We start from the raw sequence: 11,451 nt of genomic DNA, 5'->3' as shown, positions 1-11,451 counted from the left end.
AAAGGTTCTAGCTGATTGATACAACGAATCAAGGTTGATTTACCTGAACCTGATGGCCCGCAAATCACCACTATCTCTCCTTGTTCAATATTTAAATCGATATCCTTTAGGGCATGAAAATCACCATACCACTTGTTAAGTGACTTAAACTTAACCATTTCCTTGAGATTGTTCAAATCGTTGTTCATACCTAGTAAAGAGACAGGTTTACCTTACCAATATAGAAATATGATTGCACATAAAATTAGGGACTTATGAGAATTTAATAGCATCTTGTAGGGCAAATAAAAAGCAGCGCCTGATTTGGACGCTGCTTGAGGATATACGCAAGGGCAAAGAATTTGGTTCAGCTTGATGCCTCAAATGTTCTTTAAGGCAATTCACCTTTGTGTTTCGATCTGTCTTTTGCTTTCTTTAAGTGTTAGCGATTTTATGAGCTCGCACGCTAATTTGTATCTAGAGGCTTGGTCTGTAGCGTTTTTGAAGTGGCATAGCTCCCCAACTACCTCCAAATTTTACTTGATGGTTTGGATTGAAAACTCCTAAAGATCAAAAGAAACATCACATACCCGTATTGCTGTTTTTTCACAAAATATAGGTGATAGTAATACAATCATTTCCGGTGCATAGGTACAAACCGTTTTAAGTGAGCCCAATTGAGCACTTTTTTTATGCTGATGCCACTCTTTAATCTTTTGATAAATCTCATGTTCAGAACTTATATCCTTTATTGAATGCTCTAATATATTGAAAGCATTTATTAACTTACCTTCCAGAACTTCATCCTGATATTTTTTAGTTTCTTTGAATATGTAAATAGAGGTTACCCACCCCGATAAGCTAAGAGCAAGCATTAAGCACATAGACACAGCGTTACTAAGTTTCGTTTTCATAAGGAGCCCCCTTTTTGACCCTAGGTTGTTGATGTCCGGCAAATTAAAATAAATTCATCTTATGATGTGAATGCCAATTCGCAAACGATCGCGTACTAGTATTTAATAACACTACACACTTTTAGAATGAAAAATTCTGTAAAAGAAGGGGATATCTCCATTAAAATTATAGGGTTTCTATTGCATATTGTGGTTAAAGACCCAACTTCAGCACTGCTGCCCTTTAGGACCCAATCGGTTACCATAGAATACATGTGATCTTCTGAAATTGAGTGCCGAAAAGCAGAATCCAAGATGTTGTAAGCATTAATTGTTTTCCCTTCAGAAACTCGCAGTTGATACATTAAAAAATTATCGTATAAGTACATAGAAGTAACCCACCCGGAAAGGCTAATGGTAGCCATTATTAATGAAAGTGAATTGCCTTTAGTATTTATGAAAAACATAACCCTGAATTACCTCTTTGTTTGATCAACTTTTATTTTCACCATCGACCTGAATTAACAATATTTTCACTTAGGCTGCAATTAAAGTAAACAATCAAACTTGAAACATAACATTCCATGCAATGGGCACGATTTTCTCACAATTGAGAAACCATCAGTGTTACATGTGTTTAATGTAAGGTTTTAAACCTAAAAATAATGCTATACCTGTGATCATTGAGTCGACTGATTTTCGGTGAAATCAGGATCATGCTAAGTAATATAAAAAATCACACTGACTTCTCAGCAAAAACACATGCGTGATTCTACCCGTGATAATCGAATATGCGATCGCATTGAAGAGGTTTTGCTTGCTTCTGAAGGTTGCAGTTGCACCGTGATTCCTTAAGTTCTTCGCATTCAGGAATCGTGGCTACTATATTCTTTTAGAAAGCTTCAGCCTGAAAATGGTGGTAGCCAAAATAAACTTTTTGTCGCTTAAACAATGCAACGTTTCACACATTTGACTGAGAAGACTTACTCTCATACTCTTCAAATTATTGCCTATCCTAAGAGGCGTTTGGCCTTAGCTAAAAGAAACCGAAAAATGTTCCACTCAAGTTTGATGAGTCGAAACGGAAAGCGTTCATTGATGCTTTTGACCTAGCGCTGTCGACGAAAATCGCGATGGTTGATACGTACAGGTTAAGATAAAGTGCTGGAAACGACAGGTGAGCACAGCCGGCTGCATATTGTTGGTGCGCTGAACCTGTCGAATATTGGTTCGATCATTGTTAGCGATTTCGAAAGTATTAGCAATGAGAGCATTGTTCGCTTTGTCTGCAAGCTCAGAGATATCTATCTATTTAACTACAACATTTATATCATTTTAGATGGAGCAGGATATCAGCGCAGTGATTTAGTCAGAGATCCGGTATTTGTTTTTTATATTGAGTTGCATCATCTCCTACTTTACAGCGCAAATCTCAATTTAACCGAGAGGCTCTGGAAGGTAATGAACGAAAAGTAATATTTACTTCAAAAATAAAAGAGACTTTAAGGAGGGCATGGGGCTTTGTTGCGTAATTGAATTTAGAGATAGAGCCAACCCGTTTCGCGTATTTCTTAATCAATACGACAAGTTTCAGGCATACCTAACCCAGTAAGCTTGTTCAACGCTTTTATCATCGCGTAAGTTTCACCCACCTGGGCATTGTAATTTCTTAAGCTCAGTTTCCCTCCTAGCAACTGTTTAACTCGATACATCGCTGTTTCTGAGAGTGAACGTTTGTGGTATCCATACCGCTCTTTCCAATACTTATTTGAGCCGTATAATTTTTGGCAACCCACAGCGAGATTTCGAGGGTGACCAGGCTGCCAGAAGGCTACCCCTTCTCTTGGGGGAATAAGCGCAATGGCTCCCTTAATCTTAATAGCAGCGTGACACGCTCTCGTGTCGTAAGCGCCATCACCAGACACCTCAAGGATACTTCGGCGTGTTTGTTTCAGTAAGTTCGGGAGTACTTCTCCATCTGTAACCGTCGATAAACTTAGCTCGGCGGCAATGATCTCATGAGTGTTTGTATCGACGGCAATATGAAGCTTTCGCCAGACTCTACGTTTACCATCCGTCCCGTGTTTTTTGACTTTCCATTCACCTTTGCCATAAACCTTAAGGCCATTAGCATCAATGGCTAGATGTTGTATCGCTCCTCTCGTTTTAGTCTTAAATGAAACCTTAATTTACTTGGCTCTACGACTGATGCAGGTGTAATGCGGACAACTTAACGGTACATGGGCTAGCCTAAATATCGAGTCGATAAATCCTTGAAGCGCTCTTAATGGCATAGAAAAAACTCGTTTGACCATGAGTGTTGTCGTGATAGCTAAATCACTGAACCGACGCGGCCTCCCGCGCTTATTCTGTTTGCTTTGCGCCCACTCGCTTATTGTTCTTCATCACTCCAAAAGGTCAGAGAACCACAGTTAAAGAGTGATTGGCTATATTGCTTCCAGTTGGTTGTTTTACAGCAATTTAACTAAAAATAAACACTTATTTGACGGGGCCACGCCAATGTTGACCTAATATTTTCACGAATCATGGAAATGTTTCATGATGTTTCATGATGTTTTAGGAGATTATAATGAAGTTACAAGCAGTGGCTATAGGCCTTATGTTATCGAGTGGTACATCTGCCGCTCAAAACATAAACGAAGACACAAAACATTTAGACGATAAATCTGGGATCTGGGTAGGTGCTAATCTTGGAGTTGGCTTTGTAGATAGTTCGGATATAGAAGATGGAGAAAACACGGCTCCAAGCACAAAGATCGAACTTGGCTATGATATTAATCGTAATTTCGGAGTATATGGAAGTTACGATTATTTGAGTAATTTAGATAATTCTGACTTGCATTTAGGCACGATTGGGATTAAAGGTAATTACTATTTTACCGATTATTTTTCAATGTTTGGGAAAATTGGCGCTACATATGTATCTGGTGAGAATAACATAAAAGATGATAACTTTAGTGGTACTGCTGGTTTAGGTTTTGAATACCAGTTAACTAACTCGGTAACGACAAAAATTGGATATGATTATTATGACCAAATAGAAAAGAAAAGTGGTCAAGACTTCCACTTAAATCAAGTGTATTGGGGGATGACATATAAATTCGGCCAACCAAGCACACCTCTTGTTCTTGAAAAAGAAAAAATAGTAGAAAAAGAGATAGTCGAAACAAAAGAGATAATCAAAACTCGAATATCGCGCACAGAATATATTTTGCCGTATCAAGTCGGTGAGGTTGAGATAAATGACTATGGGCGCTATAACTTAAATGAAGTGGCTAGAGTTATGCTTGATAATCCTAGCTTGAAAGCTAATGTTATCGGGCGTACAGATTCGCTTGGTTCCGATAAAGTTAATAAAAAGATTTCTGAGAAGAGAGCTGACAGTGTAGCTTTATTATTGATTAATCAAGGAGTTGATAGTTCACGTATAAACACATCAAGTGTTTCCAATGAACAACCTTTGAGCTCACAAGAAAATGGTCCGCTTGAGCGTTCAGTACAGGTCATTCTCAAGTAATATCTATTAACCTTTTAATTTCTTAGGCCACTACTATTATATTAATCAGTGTGGCCTTTTTTACTATTTTTATATAAACGAGGATTTTAATGCTGGTTAATTATTGCCATAAAAGGTGGGGTAATATGTAGAGCATTGAAGAACATCATAAGGATACAAAGGGTGAGAGGTGGTTTTGTAGGTTTTTAGTTGTGAATTATAAGCTCTACTTCAGTACAACCTGAAGAGTAGCTTGGTTCTTACCTAATGTGAAACTATGCTTATAACGAGCAGCATTTCAAGTGGTTTGATTCTCTCTGAATTTTTTGTTTTACGCTGGTAGCCCACGAAACCGATTGAAAAGTCTTCTTATCGACTGCATTTTTGTGGTATCTTGTAAAGAGTTTTTTTTTTGAAATAAGTGATTATGAATAAGATATTGTGTTTTATTGTGGGCTTAGGTGTTGTGTTTACGGCTCATGCTGAGGGTGAAACCGTTTATGTTGGTGGTAAAGTTGGTTGGACGCACTTTTCTAATGGTTGTGAATCACACAATTTAGATTGTGATAGAGAAGCTATCGGGGCTGGTGTTTTTCTCGGTTATAAACTAAATGACTGGCTTTCAATTGAAGGTGGATATGATTATTTAGGTAAAGCGAAAGCTATTTACCCAAGTCTTGATGCTCCTTCAGTTGATGCTCCTTATAGTGCAAAATTTCAAGGTGTCGAGTTAGGGGTCAAGGCCGATTATTATTTAAATGATAGCTGGAATATATTCGGCAAAGTTGGGGGGCTTGCATGGAGGGCCGATAAGAAAGGAGAAGAATTGAATTATGATGTTCAAGAGCGAGATGAAGATTTTTCTTTGATGCTTGGCGCTGGCCTTGAGTATCGCTTAACTAAGGAGTTAAAAACACGGATAGAATATCAATGGTTTGATAACGTTGGTGGCGAGAATACAGGTGGTTCAAATATTAATTTCCTTACGGTTGGTTTGACTTATTCTTTTGGCTCAAAAGAGGAAGCTCCTGCTATTGTAGACCCTGAACCATCAGTGCATATCGTTCAAGCTGAAATAGTAACTCTTAATGAGTTGAATGGACAGGCTCTGTTTGCTTTTGATAGCGCTCAACTATCTTCTGAAATAGAAGTTAATTTCGCATCAATTTTGGAAAGACTTAAAAGTAACCCTATATCGAAATTAATCATTGTTGGGCATACCGACTCCCAAGGCTCAGAGAAATACAATGAAAGGCTATCTTTGAGACGAGCGCAAAGTGTTGCTAATTATTTTGAAAGTAATGGTATCGAAATGAGTCGAATTCAAGTCGAAGGCCGAGGTGAGACGGATCCAATTGCGGATAATAACACCTTAGAAGGCCGTTCAATAAACCGTCGCGTTGAATTAATTTCTCCCGCTTTTTCATCTGAGGTTAAACCATGAAATTAAGAGCTTTTTTTATTGTGTTATTATCAAGTTTTCTTTTTGCTTGTGGTGGAGAGAACAGCGGAGCACCGTCTCAAGGTGGTTCTAATCATCCGGTAGAAAGTTGGAATGTACCTTTAGCGCAGTCAGTGAACATTCAAGGCGACGTATTCTCTGGAAAAACAATATATGGTAATTACACATACTTTGACCCTAATTCAAATGCTCGCCCAGAAAATTCGAGTGAATTTAGATGGATAATTGATAATGTTACTCAAAGTATAACATCCGAGTCGTTTGATCTTGTTAATGAACATGTAGGAAAGGATATTGTTTTTTGTGTTACACCAATAGCCCTTGGTAACGTTAATTTTATTGGTGATGAAGTTTGTAGTTTTCCAGTAACAGTTAGTGAGCCTAGCCCCATTACTACTTCACTTGATAAAATAGGTCAGTTAATCGTGGGGGATACGGTTTCAGCTGATTATACGTGCGATAACTGTAATCGCTCACTTACAACATTTCTATGGCAAGTCGATAGGAACGAAGACAATATTTACGGTAATACTATCAATGTAAATGGCGTTACGATATCTGATTCATCATCCACTGCGGAGTCGTTAACGATAGAAAATGCTGATGTTAACAAAAAGGTTCGATTGTCCGTAGTCACATACAGCCAGAGTGGTCAATCTAGTGCACAGGAAGAATACAATATTTATTCAAGAGACTCGGTACACCAATTTTATACAGGTCGTTCAACAAATGCTGGGTTAAGAAATGATGGAGTAGCATTTTCTTGGGGTGGTTCCAGTTCAAGTGGGCTGGACTTGACCAATGTTGAGAGTGTTTCAACTTTCTATTTGTCTAATATAGTAGCGGCTAAGAAAAAAGATAACTCGGTTGTCTATTGGGGGTTCACTCCCTCTGGAACAGAATCGAATGCGTTAGGTATAGCACCTTCATTTGGTGCTGTTGCGATTTGGAAAACTAACGGCTCTGTTGTCACTTACGGTGAAGCTACCTTTGGGGGAGACATATCTGGAGTGTCGGGGCTGTTAGATAGTGGAGTTGTAGAAATAGTTAGTAACAATTATTGTTTCTCTGCTCGTAAAGACAATGGTGATGTGATTTTTTGGGGAGGTTTTTTTTGTCGTGTAGAAGGACCTGCCGAGGGCCTTGTGGCTACAGACATTCAGACACTCTATCGCACAAGTAACTCTATGTTCGCTGGCATTGACTCACAAGGGCATGTTAAAAGTTGGGGTAGTGTTGACAATGTAAACCCGCAGGTAGACTTCACCACTGTGGAAGCCGACCTGCAAGGAGGCGTCTCCCAGATTGCAGCCACTGGTAGTGCTTTCGCAGCGCGAAAATCGTCCGGAAAAGTCGTCACTTGGGGAGTTGAAAACACAGGAGGTACCACCACAATTCCTGTAGATGTAACAGCCAACCTTCAGTCTGGCGTTATATCTTTATCTGCCACTCAATCCGCCTTTGCTGCACTCAAGTCTGATGGAACTGTGGTCACTTGGGGAAATAGTACTAGGGGTGGTAACGGTGGTGTACTAACCAACATTAAGTCCGTCGTCGGTAACGACCAAGCTTTTGCTGCAATAAAAAATGATAATACTGTAGTCGCTTGGGGTGGTAATACTGGAGGCACAATCCCCGGAGATATATCTGCTCAGTTGGTAGATGTTAATGCTCTCTATGCTTCGCCTAATGGACGAAACTTCGCAGCGCTTACTAATAGTGGAAAAGTACTCGCATGGGGTGCAAATAAAGCAGAGTATGATGCTATTGCCTCTCAAGTATCTGTTGACGTAGTAGATATTAAAGCTGGCTGGTCGTCTTTTATAGCGATTAAAAAAGACGGTTCTGTAGTGGTGTGGGGCTGGAGTGCAGCTGGCGGTGATCCGACAACTCCTGATGATATAACAAATGAGTTACGCGCGGATGATGATATATTACTTGAATCTTCTCTATAATTAATGAAAAACAGAAGTGGATCCTAATGGTTGGACATATAAACTAATTTCTTAATTGATGGACCCAGCTGATATGCTCTTTGCCTAAGTGGCTATCAGAGGCAAAGAGCATAGCAGTATTGTCGAGCAGCTCTTTTTTCCAAGTGGAGATCTGGTTAGCGTACAAGTTGTACTTCTGCGTCAACTTCGCGACAGTTTTATCACCTTTAGCGGTAGTAAGTGTCACATTAGCTTTAAATTCAGGAGAGTGGTTTCTACGTTTTTTAGTCATAATCTGTTCCCGTCACTCTGGCTACTATCAAAACAGAACAGTCACTTAAAGTAATGTCCGAAAATTTGGGGCTACTTCTGCGGAGAAAATGAAACAGCAAGGCTACGGGGAAATATATAACTTTGGCTCTACTGCTGGTTTGGCGCCAGTCCCTAAGGTTGCAGAATATTCAGCGACGAAAGCTGCAATTGTTAGTTATAGCCAATCGCTTTATCACGAACTTCTTCCTTTTGCAGAAAGGTTTACTGTTTATGCCCTAGCGTTGTAGATACCGATATGACTAATGATGAACGTATTGATAATTAATTTAAAATTGAAACACAAGACCTAGCAAAAGCACTTAAATTTATTCGAAGTCTATCTCCAGGAGTTGCTATAAGCAAACTATCCATAAGGTGTCGCATCATAGACCTATTAGAGATAGGCATAACGCTTTTTATACGGGTGATTAGCCGTATTTTGTGGATAGATAATGCGGTATTTCTTTTGAGGCTTGCTGAGTTCGGATAACTTTTAATAGGGAAAACGTACGCCACCTGAATTGTGTAGATTATTTAGTCTAATGAATAAAGGGGCATAAAGTGTTTAGAGCAGAGCACCACTAGCACGTGAACACCAAGCGACTTTGTAGTCGTCCAACTACATAACCATGATTTCTTAGTCATCAAAAAACTTCTTAAACACAGGCGCTATAGCCTTACTAATGATCTCGAAGCTTCGTCCATTACCCTGACCGATTTCAAAAGCTTCATGCTCTGGTTTTCAGATACCACTGAGCAAATCCCACTCGTAACATTCCTCTTCAAGCGCTTTCATGACTGAAAGGACAGCGAAGCTGCTGCGTGATATGAAGCAAATACATCTGGTTCTAATCTTGTCGGGTCATATTTATATACAGATATAGATGGTGATTTAGAAGGTATATCATTATTTAAGTGGAAACTAGACGGAGTTGACGTTGGTGGTGTTTCTATAAATAGTTATACTCCATCCGTTACTGATGAGGGAAAAACGATTAGTTTTTGTGTTACACCTGTAGCGAGTACTGGTGAACCAAAAATAGGGCTTGAAGCTTGTTATAATGCGGGTATTATCTTGCCTCCTTTGGGGTTCCCTCCCTCAGCAACGGTTTCAATTAATAATAACTCAAATTCTCCAGTCGCTGGTTTTAGATTACCTGCTACATATACTTATATTCCAGGTATAGATGGACTTGCTCAAGGTAGCTCTATTGTTACATGGAGCGTTGATGGTGTTGATTCTGGTGTTACTTGTTACCCATTTGCAATTCCTTGTAATTATACAATCAAAGATAATGATGCAGGGAAAGTAATACAATATTGTGTTACACCAGTGAATGTTAATGGTGCGAGTGGTAGCAAAGTATGTGAAGATATCGTTGGAACATCTATTAAATATAGTGGTAACTTTAATCTATTTGAGAATATTAATGTTAGTTTGCAAGGGTACTCTAATAATATCAAAACGAGTTGGGGAGTCACATCAAGTTTTGGTATTCAGGACCCACAAAGTACAGGGTTAACATATAAAATAGAATATTTAGATAAGCTTGGGTTCACACTTTTAGCTAATGATCTTGTTAGTCAGGATATTGAATTTTGTGTTGAAGATCTTGATAAAAGCTACAATAAGTATTGTCGTCGAGTGTCTGATGATTCATCAAGTCAATATCTAACTGTTAGCGACGGTACTTTTGTTGGGGGTGGGATTGTGAACCGCTATAACACACCGAAAGGCATTGCCCCTGCGACAGTTTATCAAGATATGACAACAGGTCTTAAATTCATGAGACCATTAACACCGGAAGAATCTGAATTTGTCGGTGTAATTGCTGATAGTACAGTTGGGGAGAATAACGTTACCATTGCTCATTACTCTTTAGCTAACGCAAGACAATTATGTTCTTTACTACCAGTTGATGGCGGGGGGTGGCGTTTACCAACATTTGATGAATTACGTAACTTTAATACTAACTTATCAACGTATAATAACCTAGTTGTTGGTAGTTTAAATCCCGCTGGTTTATCTTCACCTAACTATGAATTAGGTTGGAGGGGGCTACGTTCACCATGGAGTGGTATTGGGTATGCATTACGAGCATCTGATGGGAGATTGTATAATACTCAACCTTCCACTGAGGGAGAGGTGTCCATTGTAGGTCAAGATACTAAATTTTTTGCAGTCACTTGTGTTAAATAGTACATAGCAGTCGAATATAAAAGGTGACCGCGCAATTGGTCACCTTTTGTTTATTTATCAGGTAGAAAGTAAATGAAATTATCGTTGTTCTAAAGGATACGAACGGTAGCTTCACATACCATAAACACGTAATGCATCACGATAAATACTTAATAGCTCACCGTCTGTGTGTTGTGATTTCTTAAGCTTATTACTCCCTCTAATAACCGTGAAACTTTATACATTGCCGTTAAGCGTTTGTTGTAACTATAACGCTTTATCTCAAATACTTATTTTAGCTATATAGTTTCAGGTAACTACCATGAGATCTTGGGATCACCAAGCTCCCAGAAGGCTGTGCTCTTTTGGTTGGATGAACGTGACGTGCTGAACTTGCTCGGAAGTGCTTGCTCTAGCACAGAAAGCTCGCCACTCTCGAAAGGTTCTAGCTGATTGATACAACGAATCAAGGTTGATTTACCTGAACCTGATGGCCCGCAAATCACCACTATCTCTCCTTGTTCAATATTTAAATCGATATCCTTTAGGGCATGAAAATCACCATACCACTTGTTAAGTGACTTAAACTTAACCATTTCCTTGAGATTGTTCAAATCGTTGTTCATACCTAGTAAAGAGACAGGTTTACCTTACCAATATAGAAATATGATTGCACATAAAATTAGGGACTTATGAGAATTTAATAGCATCTTGTAGGGCAAATAAAAAGCAGCGCCTGATTTGGACGCTGCTTGAGGATATACGCAAGGGCAAAGAATTTGGTTCAGTTTCACGGCATAAATTTTTAGATTATGACGATTTTCCTTAGAACCTTGTTTTCCTTGCTCTAATTTTGAACGCTATTGAATCGCAGACTCTAGAATTTCACGAGTCTTCTCTGGCGTGATTGCTTGGTTTTCGCCAAGTTGCAGGTAGCCATGTGATTCAAGTTGAGCGACAACATTGTCGATCGCTGTTTCTTTGTTTGTTTCGTAGCCGTCGAACATAGTTGCAACGTCTAGGCTGTGGTAGAACGCTTCGATTGCCGCGATTGTGCGCTCGGCTAAATCAGCACCCGCTTCTAGGCCAAATACGTTACGACCCATTTGCTCAAGCTTGCAACGCTTCGCTTCGATTTGGTTACGAAGTAGTGAAGGTTGAACAATCGCAAGTGA

Annotated in this window: 6 protein-coding genes and 6 pseudogenes; 6 read left to right on the top strand and 6 right to left on the bottom strand. The window is 39.2% G+C overall.

Translation table 11 applies throughout. The annotated features are described in order from the left end of the window. Both CWO08_RS23325 and CWO08_RS23320 read right to left on the bottom strand, forming a co-directional pair. Positions 1 to 188 (bottom strand): ATP-binding cassette domain-containing protein (locus tag CWO08_RS23325; RefSeq protein ID WP_146161781.1); only part of this gene is annotated, 188 nt, incomplete at its 3' end. Positions 189 to 542: 354 nt separating this feature from the next. After that, positions 543 to 893 carry a hypothetical protein gene (locus CWO08_RS23320; protein WP_065113588.1) on the bottom strand — a complete coding sequence of 117 codons (351 nt, stop codon included), beginning with the start codon at positions 891 to 893 and terminating at the stop codon, positions 543 to 545. A 741-nt stretch (positions 894 to 1,634) separates the two neighbouring features. On the opposite strand from CWO08_RS23320, the pseudogene CWO08_RS23310 reads away from it, so the two are divergent. Continuing rightward, positions 1,635 to 2,484, top strand: a pseudogene (locus CWO08_RS23310) (transposase). Here the strand turns inward: CWO08_RS23310 and CWO08_RS23305 are convergent. Continuing rightward, positions 2,444 to 3,345: pseudogene (locus CWO08_RS23305) on the bottom strand (IS5 family transposase); the annotation flags it as partial. The pseudogenes CWO08_RS23310 and CWO08_RS23305 overlap by 41 nt on opposite strands. Before the next feature lie 117 nt (positions 3,346 to 3,462). On the opposite strand from CWO08_RS23305, the gene CWO08_RS23300 reads away from it, so the two are divergent. The 3 genes from CWO08_RS23300 (at position 3,463) to CWO08_RS23290 (ending at position 7,806) form a co-directional block, all read left to right on the top strand. Then, positions 3,463 to 4,410 carry an OmpA family protein gene (locus tag CWO08_RS23300; RefSeq protein ID WP_065113585.1) on the top strand — a complete coding sequence of 316 codons (948 nt, stop codon included), beginning with the start codon at positions 3,463 to 3,465 and terminating at the stop codon, positions 4,408 to 4,410. 406 nt (positions 4,411 to 4,816) lie between these two features. After that, positions 4,817 to 5,833, top strand: a complete 1,017-nt coding sequence (locus tag CWO08_RS23295) for an OmpA family protein (protein WP_065113584.1) — start codon at positions 4,817 to 4,819, stop codon at positions 5,831 to 5,833. Further along, on the top strand, positions 5,830 to 7,806 hold the full coding sequence (locus CWO08_RS23290; RefSeq protein ID WP_108021205.1) for a hypothetical protein: 1,977 nt from the start codon (positions 5,830 to 5,832) through the stop codon (positions 7,804 to 7,806). The genes CWO08_RS23295 and CWO08_RS23290 overlap by 4 nt, the downstream gene beginning before the upstream one ends. Before the next feature lie 52 nt (positions 7,807 to 7,858). On the opposite strand, the pseudogene CWO08_RS23285 reads toward CWO08_RS23290, so the two are convergent. Then, a pseudogene (locus CWO08_RS23285) lies at positions 7,859 to 8,077 on the bottom strand (transposase); the annotation flags it as partial. A gap of 79 nt (positions 8,078 to 8,156) precedes the next feature. Here CWO08_RS23285 and CWO08_RS23280 point away from each other — a divergent pair. Together CWO08_RS23280 and CWO08_RS23275 are read left to right on the top strand one after the other, a co-directional pair. Beyond that, a pseudogene (locus CWO08_RS23280) lies at positions 8,157 to 8,491 on the top strand (SDR family oxidoreductase); the annotation flags it as partial. A gap of 681 nt (positions 8,492 to 9,172) precedes the next feature. Beyond that, positions 9,173 to 10,297: a hypothetical protein gene (locus tag CWO08_RS23275; RefSeq protein ID WP_108021204.1), complete on the top strand. Its 1,125-nt coding sequence runs from the start codon at positions 9,173 to 9,175 to the stop codon at positions 10,295 to 10,297. A 362-nt stretch (positions 10,298 to 10,659) separates the two neighbouring features. Here the strand turns inward: CWO08_RS23275 and CWO08_RS23270 are convergent. Next, positions 10,660 to 10,902, bottom strand: a pseudogene (locus tag CWO08_RS23270) (ATP-binding cassette domain-containing protein); the annotation flags it as partial. Between the two features lie 234 nt (positions 10,903 to 11,136). After that, a pseudogene (locus CWO08_RS23265) lies at positions 11,137 to 11,451 on the bottom strand (NADH-dependent alcohol dehydrogenase); the annotation flags it as partial.

The sequence above is a fragment of the Vibrio sp. 10N.286.48.B8 genome (genome assembly GCF_003050085.1).
Lineage (GTDB): Bacteria > Pseudomonadota > Gammaproteobacteria > Enterobacterales > Vibrionaceae > Vibrio > Vibrio crassostreae.
This window is presented reverse-complemented; position numbering and strand designations above follow the sequence as displayed.